The organism is Kitasatospora sp. NPDC005856 (assembly GCF_040629945.1).
Taxonomy (GTDB): domain Bacteria; phylum Actinomycetota; class Actinomycetes; order Streptomycetales; family Streptomycetaceae; genus Kitasatospora.
The window spans coordinates 1-23,587 of the sequence record NZ_JBEXWT010000004.1 but is presented as its reverse complement, the minus strand read 5'-3'; the positions used below and the strand labels follow the sequence as shown (position 1 = coordinate 23,587).

The 23,587-nt window shown below is 76.3% G+C and carries 7 protein-coding genes; 3 read left to right on the top strand and 4 right to left on the bottom strand.

What is annotated here, in order from left to right; genetic code table 11:
- Position 1 precedes the first annotated feature (1 nt).
- The 3 genes from ABZ449_RS04515 to ABZ449_RS04505 all read left to right on the top strand — a co-directional run bounded on the left by ABZ449_RS04515 (position 2) and on the right by ABZ449_RS04505 (position 20,774).
- Positions 2-19,915, top strand: a complete 19,914-nt coding sequence (locus ABZ449_RS04515; protein ID WP_360340043.1) for a non-ribosomal peptide synthase/polyketide synthase — start codon at positions 2-4, stop codon at positions 19,913-19,915.
- 49 nt (positions 19,916-19,964) lie between these two features.
- Positions 19,965-20,168 (top strand): MbtH family NRPS accessory protein, encoded by a 204-nt coding sequence (locus ABZ449_RS04510; RefSeq protein WP_360340040.1) that lies wholly within the window; start codon positions 19,965-19,967, stop codon positions 20,166-20,168.
- Between the two features lie 96 nt (positions 20,169-20,264).
- Complete coding sequence (locus tag ABZ449_RS04505) at positions 20,265-20,774, top strand: GNAT family N-acetyltransferase (protein WP_360340037.1); 510 nt, start codon at positions 20,265-20,267, stop codon at positions 20,772-20,774.
- A gap of 303 nt (positions 20,775-21,077) precedes the next feature.
- On the opposite strand, the gene ABZ449_RS04500 is transcribed toward ABZ449_RS04505, so the two are convergent.
- The 4 genes from ABZ449_RS04500 to ABZ449_RS04485 all read right to left on the bottom strand — a co-directional run.
- Positions 21,078-21,251, bottom strand: a complete 174-nt coding sequence (locus tag ABZ449_RS04500) for a hypothetical protein (protein ID WP_360340034.1) — start codon at positions 21,249-21,251, stop codon at positions 21,078-21,080.
- A gap of 448 nt (positions 21,252-21,699) precedes the next feature.
- Entirely contained in the window at positions 21,700-22,161 is a 462-nt protein-coding gene (locus ABZ449_RS04495; RefSeq protein WP_360340031.1) for an ABC transporter ATP-binding protein, read from the bottom strand.
- Positions 22,155-22,661, bottom strand: coding sequence for an ATP-binding cassette domain-containing protein (locus tag ABZ449_RS04490; RefSeq protein ID WP_360340028.1), 507 nt, complete (start codon positions 22,659-22,661; stop codon positions 22,155-22,157). The genes ABZ449_RS04495 and ABZ449_RS04490 overlap by 7 nt, the downstream gene beginning before the upstream one ends.
- Positions 22,658-23,587: ABC transporter permease (locus ABZ449_RS04485; protein WP_360340025.1), on the bottom strand; the 930-nt coding region annotated here is incomplete at its 5' end. The genes ABZ449_RS04485 and ABZ449_RS04490, both read right to left, overlap by 4 nt.

The following is a 23,587-nucleotide window of genomic DNA, read 5'->3' as shown; positions in this document are numbered from 1 at the left end:
CATGACGCCTTCGACGCCTTCGAAGCGAGACCGCGCCGCCGCCCTGCCCGCCGACCTGCGCGAGGCCCTGCGGCAGCGGCTGGCCGGCCGGGCCGGCGGCACCCAGGCCGCGGCCGAACGGGCCATCCCGCGCGCCGACCGCAGCCGTCCGCTGCCGCCCTCCTTCGTCCAGCAGCGGCTCTGGTTCCTGGACCGGCTGCGCCCCGGCGATCCGCGCTACAACAGCGCCGTCGCCCTGCGGTTCACCGGAGCCCTGGACCGCACGGCGCTCGCCGCGGCACTGACCGCCGTGGTGGCGCGCCACGAGGCGCTGCGCACCACCTTCGCGGAGGACGACGGCCGGCCGGTGCCGACCGTCCAGGCCGCCGGGCCGGTGGAGCTGCCGGTCCGCTCGCCGTCCGACGACGAGAGCCTGGACGCGATCCTGCTCCAGGAGTACTCCCGGCCCTTCGACCTCGCGCGGGGCCCGCTGCTGCGAGCCCTGCTGGTGGCCGAGGCCCCGCACGCCCACGTGCTGCAGCTGACCGCCCACCACATCGTCACCGACGGCTGGTCGATGGGCGTCGTCCTGGACGAGCTGTGCACCGCCTACGACGCCCTGGCCCGCGGCGCCGAACCCGAGCTGCCCGAAGTCGCCGCCCAGTACCCGGACTTCGCGGTGTGGCAGCGCGAGCACCTCGCTGGCGACCGGCTGGAGCGGCAGCTCGCCCACTGGAAGGAGAAGCTGGTCGGCGCGGTGCCGCCCGACCTGCCGCTGGACCACCCGCGGCGCGGTGAGGAGGCCGGCCCCGGCGCCCTGCACACCTTCACCGTCCCCGCGCCGCTCACCGCCCGGCTGCGCGCACTCGCGGCCGAACGGCAGGGCACCCTCAACACCGCGCTGGTGGCCGGCACCCAGGCGCTGCTGGCCCGCTGGTCCGGCCAGGAGGACGTCACCGTCGGCTCCCTGATGGCCGGCCGCACCCGCACCGAGCTGGAACGGGCCGTCGGCTGCTTCGTCAACACCGTGGTGCTGCGCACCCGGGTGGCGTCCGACGCCTCCTTCCGCGAGCTGCTCGCGGCCGCCACCGAGACCGGCAACGACGCCCTCGCCCACGGTGACACGCCCTTCGAGCGGCTCGTCGAGGCGGTCGGCGCGCCCCGCGAGGCCGGCCGCAACCCGCTGTTCGACGTCCTGGTCCTGCTGCACCCCGCCCCGCCCGCGGCCGGCGACCCGCACGGGCTCGCCACCGCCCCGGTCACCGTGCCCCGGCAGGCCGCCACCTTCGACCTCAGCGTGGAGTTCGTCCCGGACGGCGAGGCGCTCACCGGCGTCCTGGAGTACCGAGCCGACCTCTTCGACGCCCCCACCGCCCGCCGGACGGCCGACCAGCTGCTGCGGCTGCTCGAGGGCGCCGTCGCCGAACCGGACCGCCCGCTGGCCACCCTGCCGCTGCTCTCCGCGCGGGAGACCGAGCGGGTCACCCGGGACTGGAACGGTGCCGCGCTGCCCGTCGACGCCGTGACCCACCCCGAACTGTTCCGCCGCCGGGCCGAACTGACCCCGCACGCCCCGGCCCTGGTCGCGGGGGAGGAGCGGCTCGACTACGCGACCCTCGACGCCCGCGCCGAACGGCTCGCCCGCCGGCTGGTCGCCCGCGGCGCGGGCCCCGAGCGGCTGGTCGCGCTGCGGCTGCCGCGCACCGCCGAGCTGGTGGTGGCCGTCCTCGCGGTCTGGAAGGCCGGCGCCGGCTACCTGCCGCTGGACCCGGCACTGCCCGAGGAGCGCGTGCGCTACCTGCTGGAGGACGCCCGCCCGGCCCTGCTGCTGGACGAGGAGACCCTGCGCGCCCTGGCGGACACCGACCCCGGCGACACCGGCCCGCTCCCGCCGCCGGACCCGGACTCCACCGCGTACGTGCTCTACACCTCCGGCTCCACCGGCCGCCCCAAGGGCGTCACCGTCCCGCACCGCGCCCTGGCCCACCTGCTCGCCGCCCACCGGGCCGGCTTCGTCGCCGACGCCGGCGGCGGAGCGCTGAACGTCGCGCTGACCGCCTCCTTCTCCTTCGACACCTCGCTGGAGGGCCTGCTGCTGCTGGCCGACGGCCACCCGCTGCACCTGGTCGACGAGACCACCCGGATGGACCCGGCCGCCCTGGTCGAGTACGTCGTGCGCCACCGGATCGACTTCCTCGACCTCACCCCCTCCTACCTGCGCCAGCTGCTGCCCGCCGGGCTGCTCGACGACCCCCGCCACCGCCCCCGGGTGCTGATGCTCGGCGGCGAGGCCGTCGCCCCCCGGCTCTGGCGCGAGCTCGCCGCCCGCCCCGAGGTGGCCGCCTACAACTACTACGGCCCCACCGAGTGCACCGTCGACGCGCTCGCCTGCCGGATCGACGCCGGGGACCGGCCCCTGGTGGGCCGTCCGCTGCCCAACGTCCGCGCCTACGTCCTGGACGGGCGGCTCCAGCCGGTGCCGCCCGGGGTGAGCGGCGAACTCCACCTGGCCGGCGAGCAGGTCGCCCGCGGCTACGCCGGCCGCCCGGGGCCGACCGCCGCCCGGTTCACCGCCGACCCGTACGGCCCGCCCGGCAGCCGGATGTACCGCACCGGCGACCTCGCCCGCTGGACCGCCGACGGGCGCCTGGAGTACCTCGGGCGCGCCGACGACCAGGTCAAGGTGCGCGGCCACCGGATCGAACCCGGCGAGATCGAGGCCGCCCTGCTCGACCTGCCGGAGGTCGCCGCGGCCGCCGTGGTCGCCGTCCCCGACGCCCACGGGCAGAACCGGCTGGCCGCCTACCTGGTGTTCGCCGACGGCGCCGACCGGCGGCCCTTCGCCGAACTGCGCGCGGCCCTGCGCCGGGTGCTGCCCGACCACCTGGTGCCGTCCTCCTTCACCGTGCTCGACGCGCTGCCGCTCGGCACCAGCGGCAAGCTCGACCGCCGCGCCCTGCCCGCCCCCGAGACGGAAGGCCGGGAGGGGGAGTACGTCGCCCCGCGCACGCCGGAGGAGGAGACCCTCGCCGCGATCTGGGCCGAGGTGCTCGGCGTGCCCAGGGTCGGCGTCACCGACAACTTCTTCGAACTCGGTGGTGACTCGATCCTGAGCATCCAGGCCGTCTCCCGGGCCCGCGCCGAAGGCCTGCGGATCGGCTCCCAGGACGTCTTCCGCCACCAGACCGTCGCCGACCTGGCCGCCGCCGCCCGCACCGCCGGCGACCTGGCCGCCGTCGAACGGGCCGCCGTCGAACGGCGCGGGGAGGAGGGGCCCGCCCCGCTCACCCCCGTCCAGGAGTGGTTCCTGGCCGCCCACGGCCCGCTGCCCCACTTCACCATGTCGATGCTGCTCGACCTGCCGTACGAGACGGACGAACCGGCCCTGGCCCGGGCGCTGACCGCCCTGGTGGCCGCCCACCCCGCGCTGCGCACCCGCTTCACCCGCGCCGGGGCCGGGTGGCAGCAGGAGCCGGTCGCGGACGCCGGAGGGCTGCTGACCGTCCTCGACCCGGGCACGGACCGGACGGAGGCCGCCGAGGCCGCCCGCGCCGAACTGGACCCGGCCACCGGCACCCTGCTGCGCGCCGTCCTGTTCCGCACCGCCGACGGGGCCCGGCCCCAGCTGTTCCTGACCGCCCACCACCTCGCCGTGGACAGCGTCTCCTGGCGGGTGCTGCTCGCCGACCTGCCCGAGGCCTACCGGCGGGCCGCCGCGGGCGGCACCCCCGAACCCGCGCCCGAGCCCACCGCGTTCACCGACTGGGCCCACCGGCTCGCCGCGCTCGTCCGCTCCGGCGGCCTGGACCGGGACCTGCCGTACTGGACCGCGGAGACCGCCGTCCCCGCCGCGCCGCTGCCCGTCGACCTGCCCGGCACCCCCACGGCCGGCTCGGTGCGCACCCTGCGCAGCAGACTCGACCGGGCCACCACCGAGGCGCTGCTGCGCAAGGTCCCCGAGGTCTACCGCACCCAGGTCAACGACGTGCTGCTCAGCGCGCTGGGCCGGGCCCTCGCCGACTGGACCGGCACCGGAAGCGTCACCGTCGCCCTGGAGGGCCACGGCCGCGAGGACCTCTTCGAGGACCTCGACCTCTCCCGCACGGTCGGCTGGTTCACCACCCAGTACCCCGTCACCCTCACCCCGGCCGGCCCCGCCGACGCCCCCGACTGGGCCGCCACCCTCAAGCAGGTCAAGGAGCGGCTGCGCGCCGTGCCCCGCCGCGGCCTCGGCTACGAGGCCCTCGCCCGGCTCGGTTCGCCGGCCCCCGGCGCCGACGCCCTGCGGGACGTCCCGCTGCCGCAGGTCTGCTTCAACTACCACGGCCAGTGGACCGCCCCCGAGGCCGGCGACTTCGCCCCCGCCGGGCAGGCCCCGGGTCGGGACCTCGCCGCGGACGAGCCGCCGGCCCACCTGCTCGACGTCTCCGCCGTGGTCGCCGACGGCGAGCTGGAACTCACCTGGCACTACAGCGAGGTGGTCCACCGGGCCGACACCGTCCGGCGCCTGGCCGAGGGCGTGACCACCGCCCTGCACTCCATCGTCGAGCACTGCGCCCGCCCCGGCGCGGGCGGCCGCACCCCCTCCGACTTCCCGCTGGCCGGCCTGGACCAGACCGCGCTGGACCGGCTCGTCGGCGACGGCCGGGACGTGACGGACCTGCTGCCGCTCACCCCGCTCCAGGAGGGCATGCTCTTCCACCGCCTGGTCGGCGGCGAGGACGACGTCTACCTGGACCAGGCCGCCCTGCTGCTGGAGGGCGTCACCGACCCGCACGCCCTCGCCCTGGCCTGGCAGCGGGTCGCCGACCGCACACCCGCGCTGCGCACCTCGGTGGTCTGGGAGGGCGTCCCCGCCCCGCTCCAGGTGGTGCGCCGGGGCGTCCGGCTGCCGGTGACCCACCTGGACCTGCGGGCCGTCGACCCGGCCGAGCGCGCCGACCGGCTGGCCCGGCTGCGCGCCGAGGACCTCGCCCTCGGCCTGGACATCGCCACCGCCCCGCTCACCCGGCTCACCCTGGTCCGGCTGCCCGAGGCCCGGCTCCAACTGCTGTGGACCTCCCACCACCTGATCCTGGACGGCTGGAGCCTCGCCCAGGTGCTCACCGACGTGTTCGCCGAGTACGCGGCGCTCACCACCGGCGGCGCGCCCACCCCGGCGGTGCGCCGGCCCTTCGCCGACTACGTGCACTGGCTCGCCGGGCAGGACGCCGAGGCCGCCCGGGCCCACTGGCGCTCCGTCCTGGACGGGTTCGCCACCGCCACCCCGCTGCCCGCCGACCGCGTCCGGCGCGAGGCCCACCGGGCCCGCTCGGCCGGCACCCACAGCGCCGCCCTGTCCGAGCGGGCCTCCGAGCGGCTCGCCCGCACCGCGCGCACCGCCGGGCTGACCCTGGGCACCGTGGTGCAGGGAGCCTGGGCGCTGCTGCTGTCCCGCTACAGCGGCGAGCCGGACGTGCTGTTCGGCACCACCGTCTCCGGCCGGCCCGAGGAACTGCCCGGCGTCGAGTCGATGATCGGCATGTTCATCAACACCCTGCCCACCCGCGTCCGGGTGGACGGCGCCCGCACCGCCGCCGACTGGCTGCGGGAACTCCAGGACGACCAGGCCGAGGCCCGTCGGCACTCGGCGGTCTCGCTCGCCGAACTCACCGGCTTCAGCGACGTCCCGTCCGGCAGCGCGCTGTTCGACAGCATCGTCGCCTTCGAGAACTACCCCTTCGACGACGCCCGGGCCGCCGGCACCGGCGTGCGCCTGGTCGAGGTCTCCTCCCGGGACGCCACCAACTTCCCGCTGGTGCTGCGCGCCTACCAGGGAGGGCAGGTCGGCTTCGACCTCGCCTATGACCCGGAGCTGTTCGACGCCGCGACCGTGCGCGGCCTCGCCGAGCGGCTGTGCCTGCTGCTCACCGAGCTGGCCGCCGGACTGGACCGCCCGCTGCGCGCGCTGGCCTGGACCACCGCCGAGGAGCGGCGCCGGCTGCTGGTCGACTGGAACGGCACCGCCCAGGGCCGGCCCGGGCGCAACCTGGTCGAGCTCTTCGAGGAGCAGGCCGCCCGCACCCCGGGCGCCGTGGCCGTGACCTGCGGCGGGGAGCACCTCGACTACGCCGGGCTGGACGCCCGGGCGGACCGGCTCGCCCACCGGCTGGCCGAGTTCGGCGCCGGCCCCGAGCGGTACGTCGCCCTCGCGCTGCCCCGTACCGCCGAGCTGGTGGTGGCCGTCCTCGCCGTCCTCAAGACCGGCGCGGCCTACCTGCCGCTCGACCCGAACCTGCCCGCCGAGCGCCGAGCCGAACTGCTGCGCGACGCCGCCCCGGTGGCCCTGGTGACCCTGGCGGCCCCGCAGGAGCCGACCGGCGTCGACCTCCCCGTCCTCGTCCTGGCCGACCCCGGGGTGCGCGCCGACCTGGCCCGGCGACCGGCCGGACCGCTGGGCGGCGGGAGAGGCACCGGGGGAGGCTCCGGGGGAGGCTCCGGCCACCGACCGCTGCCCGACAGCCCGGCCTACGCCATCTACACCTCCGGCTCCACCGGCCGCCCCAAGGGCGTCGTGGTGCCGCACGCCAACGTGGTGCGGCTGTTCGAGCAGACCCGGGAGCTGTTCGGCTTCGGCACCGAGGACGTCTGGACGCTCTTCCACTCCTACACCTTCGACTTCTCGGTCTGGGAGCTGTGGGGCCCGCTGCTGCACGGCGGCCGGCTGGTGGTGGTGCCCGAGGACACCGCCCGCTCCCCGGAGGACTTCCTGCGGCTGCTCGCCGACGAGCAGGTCACCGTCCTCAACCAGACCCCGTCCGCCTTCCACCAGCTGGCCCGCGCCGACGCCCAGCACCCGGACGTCTCCGCCCGGTTGGCGCTGCGCACGGTGGTCTTCGGCGGCGAGGCGCTGGACGTCACCCGGCTCGCGGACTGGTACGGGCGCCACCCCGAGGACGCGCCGCGCCTGGTGAACATGTACGGCATCACCGAGACCACGGTGCACGTCACCCACACCGCCCTGGACCGCGCCACCGCCACCGCCGGCGGCCCCGGCCCGATCGGCACCGGCATCGCCGACCTGCGGTTGTACGTGCTCGACGACGACCTGGCCCCGGTGCCCCCGGGCGCGGTCGGCGAACTGTACGTGGCGGGCGAGGGACTGGCCCGCGGCTACCTCAACCGGCCCGGCCTGACCGCCACCCGCTTCCTCGCCGACCCGTTCGGCGCCCCCGGCACCCGGATGTACCGCACCGGCGACCGGGCCCGCTGGCAGGCCGACGGCACCCTGCGCTACCTGGGCCGCGCCGACCAGCAGGTCAAGATCCGCGGCTACCGGATCGAACCCGGCGAGATCGAGGCCGCCCTCCAGACCCACCCGGGCGTGGGCCTGGCCACCGTCGGCGTCTACCAGGACGCGGCCGGAACCCGCCGGCTGGTCGCCCACGTCGTCGGCGACGACCCGCAGGCGCCCCCGAGCGCCGCCGACCTGCGCGCCCACCTGGAACGGCTGCTGCCCGCCTACCTGGTGCCCGCCGCCTACGTCCCGCTGGCCGCCCTGCCGCTCACCCCCAACGGCAAGCTCGACCGGCGCGCCCTGCCGATGCCGGGCCCGGACGGCTTCGCCGCCGGGCGCGAGCGCACCGCTCCCCGCACCCCCGCCGAGCGCCTGGTCGCCGAGGCCTGGACGGAGGTCCTGGACACCGGGGAGATCGGTGCCGAGGACGACTTCTTCGCCCTCGGCGGGGACTCCATCCTCGCCGTACGGGTCACCGCCCGGCTGCGCGCCGCCTTCGGCTCCGCCGACCTCTCGCCCCGGCTGCTGTTCACCCACCCCGTGCTCGCCGACCTCGCCGAGGCACTCGGCGAACCCGGCCCGGGCACCGAACGGACCGTCATCCCCGCCGCCGACCCGGCCGCCGAGGCGCCGCTCTCCTACGCCCAGCAGCGGCTCTGGTTCCTCGACCGCTTCGAACCCGGCAGCACCGAGTACACCTCGCTGTCCGTGCTGCGCCTGCGCGGAAGCCTCGACCGGGAGGCGCTGGGCGGTGCCCTCGACGCCCTGGCCGAGCGGCACGAGGCGCTGCGGACCACCTACGCCGAACGGGACGGCCGGGCCCGGCAGGTGGTGCGGCCGCCGCACCCCGTCGAACTGCCCTGCGAGGACGTCCCGCCGGCGGACCTGGACGCCCATCTGGAGCGGATCGCCGCCACCCCCTTCGACCTCGAAGCCGGCCCGGTGCTGCGCGCCCGCCTGGCCCGGACGGCCGCCGACGAGCACGTCCTCGCCCTGGCCGTGCACCACATCGCCACCGACGGCTGGTCGATGGGCGTGCTGGGCCGCGACCTCGGCGAGCTGTACGCCGCCGCCCTCGAAGGCCGGCCCCCGCGGCTTCCCGTGCCGCCCGTCCGGTACAGCGACTACGCGGCCTGGCAGCGCACCCGTACCGCCGCCGCCGAGGCCGACCTCGACCACTGGCGCCGGGCCCTGGAGGGCCTCGCCCCGCTGGAGCTGCCCACCGACCGGCCGCGCCCGGCGGTGCGCACCCGGGAGGGCGCGCTGGTCACCTTCACGCTGCCCGCCGAACTGACCTCCCGTCTGCGCGAACGCGGCCGGGAGGCCGACGGTACCCTCTACACCGTCCTGCTGGCCGCCTGCCAGGTGCTGCTGGCCCGCTGGTCCGGGCAGACGGACATCGCCGTCGGCACCGTCACCTCCGGCCGCGAGCAGGGCGAACTCCACGACGTGGTCGGCATGTTCGTCAACACCCTGGTGCTGCGCGGCGACATCCGCCCGGACCTGGCCTTCCACGAGCTGCTGACCGCCGCGCAGGCCACCGTGCTGGACGCCATGGCCCACCAGGAGGTGCCCTTCGAACGGCTGGTGGACGTCCTCCAGCCGGAGCGCGACACCAGCCGCACCCCGCTGTTCCAGGTGATGGTGGCGCTGCACAACCTCGGCGCCGAGGCACCCCGGCTGCCCGGGCTGACGGTGGAACCCGTCACCCCGCCCGTCCGCAACGCCACCTTCGACCTCTCCTTCGACTTCGCCGAGCACGACGGCGGCCTGACCGGCTACCTGGAGTACAGCACCGGACTGTTCGACGCCCGGACCGCCGAACAGCTCGCCGAGCGGCTGACCACCCTGCTGGCGGCCGTCGCCGAGGCACCCGGAACGGCCGTCGGGGCGCTGCCGCTGATGACCGAGCAGGAGCGGAGACGAGTGCTGCGGCAGGGCCGGGGCGAGCCGCTGCCCGGGCCCGACACCACCTTCACCGCCCTGTTCGAGGAGCAGGCCGCCCGCACCCCCGACGCCACCGCGCTGGTCGCCCGCGACGCCACCCTGGACTTCGCCACCCTCAACGCCCGGGCCAACCGCCTCGCCCGCCACCTGGCGGCCCTCGGCGCCGGCCCGGAGCAGGTGGTCGCGGTCCGGCTGCCGCGCACCTCCGACCTGCTGGTGGCGCTGTTCGGGGTGCTAAAGGCCGGCGCCGTCCTCCAGTTCGTCGACCCGGACCTGCCCGAGGAGCGGGCCGCCCTGCTGCTCGACGACACCCGGCCCCGGACGGTGCTGACCGAGCAGGCCCTGCGCGAGGTGCCCTGGGAGGCCCTGCCCGGCCACGACCTGACCGACGCCGAGCGGACCGCCCCGCTGCTGCCGGGGCACGCCGCCTACCTGATCCACACCTCCGGCTCCACCGGCCGCCCCAAGGGCGTGCTCGTCGAGCACCGCCAGCTGGTCAACCTCTGCCGCGACCACCGGGAGGGGATGCTCGTCCCGCACACCGCCGACGGCAGCCGGCTGAAGGTCGCCCTCAGCGCGTCCCTCTCCTTCGACACCAGCTGGGAGGGCCCGCTGCTGCTGGTCTGCGGCCAGGAGCTCCACCTGATCGACGAGGACGTCCGGCTGGACCCGCAGGCCTTCTGCGCCCGGATCGTCGAACAGCGCCTCGACGTCGTCAACGTCACCCCCTCCTTCCTGCGCGAACTCACCGCCGCCGGACTCCTCGGCCCCGCCGCCCACCACCCCCGGCTGCTGCAGCTCGGCGGCGAGGCGGTCCCGGCCGCCACCTGGCGCGAACTGTGCGCGGCACAGGCCGAGTTCGGCATCAGCACCTACAACCTGTACGGGCCCACCGAGTGCACCGTCGACTCCGCCTACGCCCGCTGCGCGGACCACCCCGAGCGCCCGGTGATCGGCCGGCCGGGCCGCAACACCACCGCCTACGTGCTCGACGGCGCGCTGCGCCCGGTGCCGCCCGGCATGCCGGGGGAGCTCTACCTGGCCGGCGAGCAGGTCGCGCGCGGCTACCTGGGCCGGCCCGGGCTGACCGCCACCCGCTTCCTCGCCGACCCGTACGGGCCGCCCGGCACCCGGATGTACCGCACCGGGGACCTCGCCCGCTGGGACGCCGAAGGACAGCTGGAGTTCCTCGGCCGGGCCGACGAGCAGGTCAAGATCCGGGGCTTCCGGATCGAGCCCGGCGAGGTGGAGGCCGCCCTGCTGACCCACCCGGGCCTGGCGGACTGCGCCGTCGCCGCCCGTGAACAGGGCGGCCGGACCCTGCTGGTCGGCTACCCGGTGCCGGCCGGCGACCGGGTGCCGCCCGCCGAGGAGCTGCGGGCCTGGCTGCGGCGCACCCTGCCCGACCACCTGGTGCCCACCGCCTTCGTCCCGCTGGCCCGCATCCCGCGCACCACCAGCGGCAAGACCGACCGGCGGGCCCTGCCCGCCCCGCCCGCCCAGCCGGACCGCACCACCGCGTACGTCGCCCCCCGCCCCGGCACCGAGGAACGGCTCGCCGCGATCTGGGCCGAGGTGCTGGGCGTGGAGCGGGTCGGCGCCCGGGACAACTTCTTCGCCCTCGGCGGCGACTCCATCCTCAGCATCCAGATCGTCTCCCGGGCCCGCGCCGCCGGACTCGCCCTCACCACCAAGGACGTCTTCCGCTACCAGAACGTCGCCGAACTCGCCCTGTGCGCGGGGGAGCCGTCCGATCCGGCGACGGCCGGCGGGGAAGCCGAACCCACCGAGGCTCCGCTCACCCCGATCCAGCACTGGTACCTGGACGGCCGCCGGCCCGGCGAGGCACTGCGCTTCACCATGACCCAGCGCCTCGCGCTGGCCCCGGACACCGACCCGGCGGCCCTGCGCAGCGCGGTGCTCGCCCTGGTGGAGCACCACCCGGCGCTGCGCACCCGCTTCGGCCACGGCGAGTCGGGCTGGCACCAGGAGGTCCTGGAGCAGGCACCGGACGGCGTCTTCACCCGCCACCCGGCCGCCGTCGAGGCCCAGGTGCAGCAGGCCGCGGAGGAGGCCCAGCGCTCCCTCGACCCGCTCGAGGGCCGGATGCTGCGCGCCCTGTTCTTCGACGGCGCCGGCGACGGCGGCCCGCACCGCGGCGAGGGCCAGCTCGTGCTGACGATCCACCACCTGGCCGTGGACGGCGTCTCCTGGCGCATCCTGCTGGCCGACCTCGAAGCGGCCTACCGCGCCGCCCGCACCGGCGCACCCGTCCGGCTGCCCGAGCCGGGCACCTCCTACACCCGGTGGGCCACCCGGCTGGAGCGGCACACCCGCTCCGGCGCCCTGGACGGCGACACCGCGTACTGGACCCGCACCGGCGAGGCCCCGGCAGACCTGCCCGCCGGGCGGCCCGGCAGCCCCAACACCCACGGCACCGCCGCCACCGTCACCGTCACCCTGGACGAGCCGACCACCGAGGCCCTGCTGCGGCGCGTCCCGGAGGTCTACCGCACCCAGGTCAACGACGTCCTGCTCAGCGCGCTGGGCCGCACCCTGGCCCGCTGGTGCGGCCGCGACTCCGTACTGATCGGGGTGGAGGGCCACGGCCGCGAGGACCTCTTCGCCGACCAGGACCTCTCCCGGACCGTCGGCTGGTTCACCGCCGAGTTCCCGCTCGCCCTGCGCGTCGACCCCGAGGCCGGCTGGCACGACACCCTGCGCTCGGTCAAGGAACAGCTGCGCGCCGTCCCGCTGCGCGGACTCAGCCACGGCGCCCTGCGCCACCTCCACACCTCCGCCCTGCCGGCCGACGCGGCCCTGCCGCAGATCGGCTTCAACTACCACGGCCAGTGGGACACCCGCGGCACCGCCGCGGACGGGCTGCTGCGCGGCTCGCTGCCCCCGGCCGGGCGCGACACCGACCCCGACGAGCCCCGCCCCTACCTGCTGGACGTCATCGGGGCGGTCCAGGACGGCCGGCTCGAACTGGGCTGGACCTACCCCGCGGCCCGCTACGGCGAGGCCACCGTCCGCGCCCTCGCCGAGCAGACCCTCCAGGCGCTGCGCGAGCTGGCCGAGCACTGCGCGAGCCCCGGCGCCGGCGGCCGCACCCCGTCCGACTTCCCGCTGGCCGGCCTCGACCAGGAGCGGCTGGACCACCTGGTCGGGGACGGCCGCGAGGCCGAGGACGTGCTGCCGCTCACCCCCCTGCAGTCCGGCATGCTCTTCCACGGCCTGGTCGACCAGGACGGCGCCTACGTGGACCGGATCGCCGTGCGGCTGGCCGGCGTCGCCGACCCGGCGGCCTTCGCCGCCGCCTGGCAGCGGGTCGTCGACCGCACCCCGGCGCTGCGCACCTCCGTGCACTGGCGCGGCCTGCCGCACCCCGTCCAGCTGGTCGCGCGCCGCGCCGCCCTGCCCGTGCGCCACCTGGACTGGCGCACGCTGACGGCCGGACAGCGCGCCGAGGAGACCGAGCGGCTGCTCGCCGAGGAGCGGGCCGCCGGGATGGACCTGGGCACCGCGCCGCTCAGCCGGCTGGCCCTGGCCGCGCTGCCCGGCGAGGAGGTGTTGCTGCTCTGGTCCACCCACCACGTGATCCTGGACGGCTGGAGCACCGGACAGCTGCTCACCGAGGTGTGCGAGGAGTACGCCGCGCTGACCGGCGGCCCGCAGGCGCCCCGCCCGGTCCGCCGCCCCTTCGCGGACTTCCTGGCCTGGCTGCGCGAACAGGACGAGCAGGCCGCCGAGGACCACTGGAGCGGCGCCCTGGCCGGGTTCACCGACCGGACCGCGCTGCCCTACGACCGCCGGCCCGCCGGCGCGCACCGGGCCCGGGCCACCGCCGCCGTCCACCGCGTCCTCGACGAGGCGCTCTCCGCGCGGCTGCGGGAGAACGCCGCCGCGGCCGGGCTGACCGTCAACACCGTGGTCGAGGGCGCCTGGGCGCTGCTGCTCGCCCGTTACGGCGGCACCGAGGACGTGGTCTTCGGCACCACCGTCTCCGGGCGGCCGGCCGAACTGCCCGGCGTGGAGACGATGATCGGCCTGTTCATCAACACCGTGCCGTGCCGGGTCGAGCTGCCCTCCGGCGGCGTGCGGCCCTGGCTGCGGGACCTCCAGGACCGGCAGAGCGACGGCCGCCGGCACGACCACCTGGCGCTGCCCCGGATCCAGGGCCTGAGCGAACTGTCCGCCGGGGAGCCGCTGTTCGACAGCATGGTGGTGTTCGAGAACTACCCCGTCGACGAGTCGGCCGCGGACCGCACCGGCGTGCGGGTGGTCGAGGTGCGCGCCGACGACGCCACCACCTTCCCCTGGTGCCTGCGCGCCCACCTGAGCGGACAGCTCGCCTTCGACCTGGCGTACGACCCCGCGCTGTTCGACGAACGGACCGTCCGGGACGCCGCCGACCGCCTCGCCCTGCTGCTGACCGCCCTCGCCGACGGTCTGGACGGCGACCTCGCCGCCCTGGACCCGCTCACCGCCGCCGATCGCGAGCTGCTGGCCTCCTGGCACACCACCGCCCGCCCGCCGGTGCCGCGCAGCCCGCTGCGGATCTTCGCCGAGCAGGTCGGCCGCACCCCCGACGCCCCCGCCGTGCGCGACGGCGGGCAGGAGCTGACGTACCTCGGGCTCGACGACTGGTCCGACCGACTGGCCGCCCGGCTGCTCGCCGACGGCCTGGCCCCCGAGGGCCGGGTGGCGCTGGCGATGGACCGCGGCGCCGAACTCGTCGTCGCCCAGCTGGCCGTCCTCAAGGCGGGCGGTGCCTACCTGCCCGTGGACCTGCGCGCCCCCGAGGAACGCCGCCGCGCCCTGCTCGACCGGGCCGGCGCCGACCGCACCCTCACCGCCGAGCAGGTCGCGGCCGCACGTGACGGTGCGACGGGAGCGCTGCCGCCCGCCGACCCCGACCGGCTGGCGTACGTGATGTACACCTCCGGCTCCACCGGCGAGCCCAAGGCCGTCGCCGTCCGGCACCGCGACGTGGCCTCGCTCGCCACCGACAGCCGCTTCGCCGACGGCAGCTGCGCCCGGGTGCTGCTGCACTCGCCGGTCGCCTTCGACGCCGCCACCTTCGAGGTGTGGGCGCCGCTGCTCAACGGCGGCTGCGTGCTCGTCGCCCCCGAGGGCCCGGTGGACGCCACGCTGATGCGCCGGCTCGCCGGACCGGACGGGCCGACGGCCCTGTGGCTCACCGCCGGGCTGTTCCGGCTGCTCGCCCAGGACGCGCCGGACTGCTTCGCCGGACTGCGCGCCCTGTGGACCGGCGGGGACGTGGTGCCCGCCGCCGCCGTGCGCCGCGTCCTGGCCGCCTGCCCCGGGCTGACCGTGGTGGACGGCTACGGGCCCACCGAGACCACCACCTTCGCCACCGCCCACGCCCTCGCGGACGCCGCGGCCGTACCCGACACCGTCCCGATCGGCCGCCCGCTGGACGACCGGCGGGCGCACGTCCTGGACGCCCGGCTGCGGCCCGTCCCGCCGGGCTGCGCGGGCGAGCTGTACCTGGCCGGGGAGGGCCTGGCCCGCGGCTACCTGGGCCGCCCCGGTGCGACGGCCGCCCGCTTCCTCGCCGACCCCTCCGGCCCGCCCGGCGCCCGGATGTACCGCACCGGGGACCTCGCCCGGCGCCGCGCCGACGGCACGGTGGAGTTCCTCGGCCGCGCCGACGACCAGGTGAAGATCCGCGGCTTCCGGGTCGAGCCCGCCGAGGTGGAGTCCGCGCTCGCCGCCCACCCGGAGGTCGCCGACGTCGCCGTGGTCGTCCGTGAGGACCGGCCCGGCGCCCGCCGGCTGGTCGCCTACGCCGTCGGCGCCGAGGGCGCCGTCGACCCCGAGGAGCTGCGGGCCTTCGCCGCCCGCACCCTGCCCGACTACCTCGTGCCGGCCGCGATCGTCCCGCTCGCCGCCCTCCCGCTCAGCCGCAACGGCAAGGTCGACCGCTCCGCCCTGCCCGCCCCGGAGCAGGAGCCCGGCGGTGGGCGGCGCGTGCGGGTCGAACCGCGCACCGACGCCGAACGCCGCACCGCCGAGGTCTTCGCCGACGTCCTGGGCATCCGCCCGCCCGGCACCGACGAGGACTTCTTCCAGCTCGGCGGTGACTCCATCCTCAGCATCCGGCTCGCCGCCCGCCTCGCCGAGTCCTTCGGCACCGAGCTCGGCCCCCGCGCGGTCTTCGACCACCCCACCCCGGCCGGCCTGGCCCGGCTGCTCACCGAGGAGCCCGACACCCCGGCCCGCCCGCCCGTCGTCCCGGTGCCCCGCGAGGGCGCCGCCCCGATGTCCCACGCCCAGCAGCGCCTCTGGTTCCTGGAGGAGTTCACGCCCGGCGTCGCCGAGAACGTCGCGATCGTGCTGCGGCTGCGCGGCGCCCTCGACCCCGGCGCCCTCGGGGCGGCCCTGGACGCCCTGACGGCGCGGCACGAGTCGCTGCGCACCACCTTCGAGAGCGTCGACGGCCACGGCGTCCAGCTGGTCCACCCGCCGCACGTCGTGCCGCTGACCCTGCACGACCTCTCCGAACGGCCCGCCGACGACAAGCCGCAGGCGCTGCGCGAACTGCTCGCCGGCGACCGCGCCCGCCCCTTCGACCTGCGCCGCGGACCGCTGCTGCGCGCCACCCTGGCCCGGCTGGCCGAGCACGACCACGTGCTGGCGCTGTCCCTGCACCACATGGTCACCGACGGCTGGTCCACCGGCGTGCTGCTCACCGACCTGGCCCACCTCTACCGTGCCGAAATCGGCTCCGGGGAAGCCGACTTGGCGCCACTGCCGGTGCAGTACGCCGACTACGCCCACTGGCAGCGCACCGCAGGGGCCCCCACCGGGGAACAGCTCGCCTACTGGAAGCGCCGACTGACCGGCGTGGTACCGCCGCGGCTGCCCACCGACCGGCCCCGGCCCGCGGTGCGCACCGCCAACGCCGCCAACGCCGCCACCGTCCGGCTGGAGCTGCCCGCCGACACCGCCCGACGGCTCGCCGAGGTCGGCCGGGAACGCGGCGCCACGCTGTTCACCACCCTGGTCGCCGCGGCCCAGGCCTACCTGGCCCGGATCTGCGGGGACACCGACATCACCGTCGGCACGATCACCTCCGGCCGGCACCGGCCCGAGATCCAGCAGCTGGTCGGATTCTTCGTCAACACCCTGGTGCTGCGCTCCCGGGTGGAACCCGGCCAGTCCTTCGACGCCCTCCTCGGCGAGGTGCGGCAGACCGTCCTCGACGCCTTCGCCCACCAGGACGTGCCCTTCGAGAAGGTCGTCGACGAGGTCCAGCCGGTGCGCGACACCAGCCGCACCCCGCTGTTCCAGGTCCACGTGGTGCTCCAGAACGCTCCGTCCGCCGAACTCGACCTGCCGGGCCTCGACGTGACCGGCATCGAGCCGGACGCCGTACGGACGGCCTTCGAGCTGGCGCTGGAATTCGTCGAGACCGCGAGCGGCGCGCTGCACGGCCTGTTCACGTACGACACCGACCTGTTCGACGCGGCCACCGTCCAGCGGATGGCCGACCAGCTCGCCACCCTGCTGACCGCCGTCGCCCAGGACCCCTCCCGCGCCGTCGGCGCACTGCCGCTGGCCGGCCCGGACACGCCGCCCGCCGAGCCGGGCGGCACCTTCCGCCCGGTGCCCGAGGCGACCCTGCCCGAACTGTTCGAGCGCCGGGCCGCCGCCACCCCCGACGCACCGGCCCTGCTCGACGGCGAGCGGGAACTCTCCTACGCCGAACTGGACCGCGCCGCCAACCGGCTGGCCCACCGGCTCATCGGGCGCGGGGTCGGGCCCGAGCGGCTGGTCGCCCTCGCACTGCCCCGCTCGGCGGCCATGGTGGTCGCCCAGCTCGCCGTCGCCAAGGCCGGCGGCGCCTTCCTCCCGGTCGACCCGGACTACCCGGCGCCCCGGCGGGAGTTCATGGTCCGCGACGCCGGCGCCCACCTGGTGCTCGACGACCCGGCCCGGGTCTGGGCCGCCGAAGGGCCGGACACCGCGCCCACCGACGCCGACCGCACCACCGCCCTCACCCCCGCCCACCCGGCCTACGTCATCTACACCTCCGGCTCCACCGGCACCCCCAAGGGCGTCCTGGTGACCCACGCCGGCCTCGCCGTCTTCGCCGCGGCAGCGGCCGAGCAGTACGCCGTCGGCCCCGGCGACCGGGTGCTCCAGTTCGCCTCGCCCAGCTTCGACGCCTCCGTGCTGGAACTGTGCATCTCCCTGCTCTCCGGGGCCGCCCTGGTCACCGGGGAGGAGGGGCCGCTGGTCGGCGAACGGCTCGCCGAGGTGCTCGCCGCACGCCGGATCAGCCACACCCTGATCCCCCCGGCCGCCCTGGCCACCATGGACCCGGAGACCGCCGCCGCCCTGCCAGAACTGCGCACCCTGGTGGTCGGCGCCGAGGCCTGCCCGGCCGACCTGGTCGACACCTGGGCCCCGGGCCGACGGATGATCAACTCCTACGGCCCCACCGAGGCCACCGTGGTCGCCAGCTGGACCGGCCCGCTCGCCCCCGGCACCGGCAGCCCCGCCATCGGCCGCCCCAGCGGCGCCACCCGCGCGTACGTCCTGGACACCGCCCTGCGGCCGGTGCCGCCCGGTGTCACCGGGGAGCTCTACCTGGCCGGCCCCGGCCTCGCCCGCGGCTACCTCGGCCGCCCGGGCCTCACCGCCCAGCGCTTCCTGCCCGACCCGTACGGCGCCCAGGGCGAGAGGATGTACCGCACCGGCGACCTCGCCCGCCGCGACGCCGACGGCCAACTGCGGTTCGCCGGACGCGCCGACGAGCAGATCAAGCTGCGCGGCTTCCGGATCGAACCGGGCGAGATCGAGAGCGCCCTGCGCCGCAGCCCCCTGGTGCGCGACGCCGCCGTCACCGTCCGCGCCGACGGCCCCGGCGGCGGCCGGCTGGTCGGCTACGTCGTCCCGGCCGACGCCGCCGCCGGCGCACCCGCCCTCGAACTGCGGCTCCACCTCGCCGAGTCGCTGCCACCGCACCTCGTCCCCGCGGCCTTCGTCCCGCTGGAGCGCCTGCCGCTCACCCCCAACGGCAAACTCGACCGGCGGGCCCTGCCCGACCCCGACCCCGCCCACGCCACGGCCGGCCAGGGCCGGGCGCCGGAAACCGACCTCGAGCGCCGGATCGCCCGGATCTGGGCCGACGTCCTCGGCCTCGACGAGGTCGGCGCCGATGACAACTTCTTCCTGCTCGGCGGCGACTCCATCCTCAGCATGCAGGTGGTGTCCCGGCTGCGCCGCGACGGCCTCCACCTGGCCACCCGGGACCTGTTCAGCCACCAGACCGTGGCCGAACTCGCCACCGTCGTCCGCACCGCCACCGATGGCCCGGACGACGGCCCGGTGACCGGCGACGTGCCGCTCACCCCCATCCAGGAGTGGTTCCTGACCACCCCGCGCGCCGCCCACCACCACTTCAACCAGTCCACCCTGCTCGAACTCGGCGCCGACCCCGACCCGCAGGCGCTGAGCGCCGCCCTCGACGCCCTGCTGGAGCACCACGACGCGCTGCGCATGCGCTTCACCCACGACGAGGCCGGCTGGCACCAGTTCAACCCGCCGCCCGCCCCCGCCGAGGACCTCCTCGCCCGGTACGACCTGACCGGGCAGAGCGCCGAGGCCGCCGACGCGGCCATGGCCAAGGCCGCCGACGAACTCCACGCCGGCTTCGACCTGGCCCGCGGCCCGCTGCTGCGAGCCGCCCTGTTCACCGGCCACCCGGACCACCCCGCGCTGCTGCTCCTGGTCGCCCACCACCTGGTCGTCGACGCCGTCTCCTGGCGGGTGCTGCGCGACGACCTGGAGAGCGCCCACCGACAGGCCCTCCGGGGCGGGGAGATCACCCTGGGGGAGCGCGGCACCTCCTTCCGGGACTGGGCGCACCGGCTCGCCGCCCATGTCGCCGAGGGCGGCCTGGACCACGAACTCCCGTACTGGGAGGAGGCGGTGAACGCCCGGACGGTCCTGCCCGGCGGCCCGGCCGACCCCGGCGACGACGGGAGTGCGGCGGTCGCCGTCGAACTCGACGAGGCGGACACCGAGGCCCTGCTGCGCGCCGCCCCCGCCGCCTACCGCACCCGGGTCAACGACGTGCTGCTGGCCGCGCTCGCCCTGGCCCTGGCCCGCTGGAGCGGACAGCAGCGGATCGCCCTCGACCTGGAGGGACACGGCCGGGAGGACCTGCTGGAGGGCGTCGACCTGTCCCGTACGGTCGGCTGGTTCACCACCGTCCACCCCGTCACCTTCCATGTCCCCGACCCCGCCGACCTCGGCCCGGAGCGCGACTGGCGGGCCCTGGTGAAGTCCGTCCGCCGCCAGCTGCGCGCGGTGCCCGGCAACGGCCTCGGCTTCGGCGCCCTGCGGACCTTCGGCAGCCCCGAGGTCCGCGAGCGCCTCGCCGCCGGCGGGAACGGCCAGGTGGTCTTCAACTACCTCGGCCAGTGGGACGCCCGGCCCGAGACCGGAGGCGACGGCCTGGTCCGCGCCGAACTCGGCTCCTTCGGCCAGGACCACGACCCCCGGGACGGCGGCTCCCATCCGCTGGAGGTCGTCGGCGCCGCCCAGCACGGCCGCCTCGCCTTCACCTGGCACCACCGCCCCGCCGTCCACGACACCGGCGCCGTCCGCCGGGCGGCCGAGGACTTCGCCGAAGCCCTGCGGCGGATCGCCCGGCACGCCCGGGAAAGCCACTGACCGAACACCACCACCGACACCCGTCAGTTCAGCGACAGAGGAGCCCGACATGGACGAGAACACCCGCTACCAGGTGCTGCGCAACGACGAGGAGCAGTACTCCCTCTGGCCGGCCGACCTCGACGTCCCGGCCGGCTGGCAGCCCGTCGGCACCGAGGGCACCGAGGCCGAGTGCACCGCCTACGTCGACGAGGTGTGGACCGACATGCGTCCCAAGAGCCTGCGCGAGCGCATGGAGAGCGCCGGCGCCTGACCGGCCGCGGGGACGGGGCCACCGGTCGCGCCCGCGCCGAGCGGCCCCGTCCCGGCCACCGCACCACCGAACCACCACGACCCCGAGGAGAGCCGCATGACCCCTCCGCTGCGCACCGAGCACCTGGAGTTCATCCCCTACCGGACCGAGGACGAGGACGCCTTCGTCTCCCTGCTGCGCAACGAGGACGTGTGCCGCTGGATGGGCCAGGACCTCGTGCCCGAGCCGGACATCCGCAACCTGTTCCGCGCGATCCTGAGCGACGTCTACCCGCAGAACCTCTTCGACGTCTGGGGCCTGTGGCTGGACGGGTCGTACGCGGGCCACGCCGAGGTCAAGCGCGCCGGGAACGTCGACGGCCACGAGCTGGTCACCGCGCTGGCCCCCGAGTACTGGGGCCGGGGCCTGGGCGGCGAGGTGGTGCGCGGGCTGATCCGCTACGCCGGCGACGAGCTGGGGCTCAAGGAGGTCTACGGCATGGTCGGCGCGGAGAACACCCCGAGCCTGACGATGTGCCGCCGGCTCGGCTTCCGGCACCTGCGCGACGTCCCCGGGGACGACGGCTCGGTGACCAGACTGCTGGCCGTCTCCACCGACCAGGCCTGATCCGGGCCCGGCCCAACCTCGACCGCTCCGGCCCTGATCCGGCGCCCGCCCCGCCCGGCCCGCGGCACGATCGCTCGCGTCGCGGGCCCCGCCTCACCGCGCTTGAACGGCACGTACACACAGGTGGCGGCGTCACACGGTCCCTGGTCCGAAATCGGTGTGTTGCCGCCCTGCTCGGTGTCGCCAGTCCACCCACCGGTAGCAGCACGCCGCCGACCGTGGCGGTGGCAAGAGCATGTCGTATGCGCCTCGATGGTGTGTGACCGTACGGCCGTGAAGTCGTTGGTCAGGCATGATGGGTCGTCAGGCGGCAGTAGCGTGCTTCGTGGTGGTGTCCGTGGGTGCGGTCTTGGCGGGAGCTTCGCCGGCCGCCGCGACCAGCATCATCGGATTCGGCAACTCGGCAAGCGACAACACGTGCGCCAACTCCGGTAGCAGCCGTGCCCAGGCGCCGGTGGGCAGTGGGCTGGGTTCCATGAGCGGGAATGCTGCGTCTGTTCTTGTCGGCACCCCGGCCAACCAGTGCGGTGAGCTCGGGTATTCGAAGCCCCCGGGGTATCTCAACACCGGCTTCTTCAGCGCTGCGCCTTCCTGAGGTCACGGGTTGAGCGGCGCCGGCGGTGTGGATGTGCGCGATGCATCAGGGGCTCCCGGCAGAGTCGTGTCGGGGCGGTGGGTCGCCGCGACGAGGAGTTGTCGTAGTCGGAGATCCACGTGTCACCAACGTCCGGCAGTTTGATACCCAGGCCTGCGTCGCGGCGTCGGCCGGTGGCCGGGCGGCCCCGGCCGGGAAGTGGGCTCCCGGCCGGGGCCGCGTGCTGTCCGGCCCGGTCGGGCCGTGTGCCCGGACGGGCGTGGCGTTCCGTCCGCCCGTCCGAGCTCTCGGCCCCGGCGGCCCGTCCGCTCGGGCCGCGCCTCCGGCTGGTCAGGCCTCCGCCGCGGCGCCGACCAGCGGGCGGTGGCAGGCCACCGTGCGGCCCGGCGCCACTTCCCGCGGGCGGGGCTCCTCGGTGGCGCAGCGGCCGTCCGCCAGGGGGCAGCGGGTGCGGAAGCGGCAGCCGCTGGGCGGGGCGAGCGGGGACGGCGGGTCGGCGGGGAGCAGGCCGGTGTCGCGCAGCGGACGGCCGGGTTCGGGCACGGCGGCGAGCAGGGCGGCCGTGTACGGGTGGGCCGGGGCGGCGAGGACGGCCTCGGTGGGGCCGCGCTCGCAGATGCGGCCGAGCTGGAGCACGGCCACCTCGTCGCTCACCGCCCGGACCACGCCGAGGTCGTGGGAGATGAAGAGGCCGGCCAGTCCGCGTTCCTCGGTGAGCCCGCGCAGCAGGTTGAGCACGGTGGCCTGGGCCGAGACGTCGAGGGCGGAGACCGCCTCGTCGGCGATCAGCACGCGCGGTCCGGCGGCAGGCCGACGGCCTCCAGCTGCCGGGTGGCGACCTCCTCGCGGTCGCGGCCCGGGTCGGGGTGGGCGTCGAGGGGTTCGGCGACGAGGTCGCGGACCCGTCGGCGCGGGTTGAGTGAGGAGAGCGGGTCCTGGAAGACCATCTGGAGCCGGGGCCGGACGGCCCGCAGGGCGCGCGGGGAGAGCGTGGCGAGGTCGGTGCCGTCGAGGGTGACGGTGCCGGTGGTGGGCGGGGGCAGCCGCAGCAGGGCCTTGGCGATGCTGCTCTTGCCGGAGCCGGTGGCGACGGTCCTGGTGGTGCGCGATTCGACGCCGAGGACGGTACGGGCGAGCACGGACTTGCCGGAGCCGGACTCGCCGACCACGCCGAGGCACTCGCCGGCCGCGATGGTGAGGCCGACGCCGTGCAGGACGTGCAGGGTCCGCCCGTCGGGGGTGTGCAGGACGGTGTCCAGCGAGCGGACGTCGAGGACGGGGGCGGAGGTCATCCGCGCGCTCCCTTCGTGGCAACGGGCTTCTCGGTGGCGGGCTTCTCGGCGCGGGGCTTCTCGGTGGCGGGCTTCGCAGCGCCGGGACCACCCGAACGCAGGTGCTCCCCGAGGTAGTTGAGGGCCAGGACGGTCAGGCAGAGCACCGCCACAGGCGCCAGCGAGATCCACGGCGCGCTGCCGAGGGTGGTGCGGCCCTCGGCGATGATGCCGCCCCAGGAGGGCTCCGGCGGGCGCAGCCCGAAGCCGAGGAAGCTGAGCGAGCCCTCGGCGACGATGGCGACGGTGGTGGCGGTGAAGGCGAAGGTGAGGGCGGCCGGCACGACGTGCGGGACGATCTCGCGGCGCAGGATGCGCAGCGGGGAGGTGCCGATCATGCGGGCGGCCTGGACGAAGCCGCGCTCGGTGAGCGAGAGCACGACGGCGCGGACCACCCGGGTGAAGTGGGGGACGGTGAACAGCCCGATCAGGCCCCCGATCACGGTGAGGCCGGGGCCGCGCATGGAGACCACGATCATCACCAGGATCAGGCTGGGCACGGACATCAGCAGGTCGGCCGCGAAGCCGATCACCTTGTCGACCGGGCCGCGGAACCAGCCGGCGGCGAGCCCGAGCACGCCGCCGCCGAGCAGGCCGACCAGGATGGTCAGCGCGGCGACGGTGAAGGAGGCGCGGGCCCCGGCGACGGTGCGCTGCAGGACGTCCCGTCCGGAGCCGTCGGTGCCCAGCCAGTGGCCGGGGCCGGGGGCGGCGGCGGGGTGGGCGAAGTCCCCGTGCAGCGGGTCGAAGCCGGGCAGCAGGGGCAGCAGCAGGGCGGCGAGGGCGACCACGGCCAGCCAGGCCGCGGCGGCGAGCACCCCGGCCGGGGGCAACCGGGTCGACAACACCGGCCACGTCGTCCCGGACGGCCTCACCATCTGGGCCCA

Excerpts from the sequence above, each read along its gene's own strand:
- ABZ449_RS04505 (WP_360340037.1), top strand. The coding sequence starts at position 20,265 with ATGACCCCTCCGCTGCGCACCGAGCACCTGGAGTTCATCCCCTACCGG.
- ABZ449_RS04500 (WP_360340034.1), bottom strand. The coding sequence starts at position 21,251 with ATGGAACCCAGCCCACTGCCCACCGGCGCCTGGGCACGGCTGCTACCG.
- ABZ449_RS04490 (WP_360340028.1), bottom strand. The coding sequence starts at position 22,661 with ATGACCTCCGCCCCCGTCCTCGACGTCCGCTCGCTGGACACCGTCCTG.
- ABZ449_RS04510 (WP_360340040.1), top strand. The coding sequence starts at position 19,965 with ATGGACGAGAACACCCGCTACCAGGTGCTGCGCAACGACGAGGAGCAG.
- ABZ449_RS04515 (WP_360340043.1), top strand. The coding sequence starts at position 2 with ATGACGCCTTCGACGCCTTCGAAGCGAGACCGCGCCGCCGCCCTGCCC.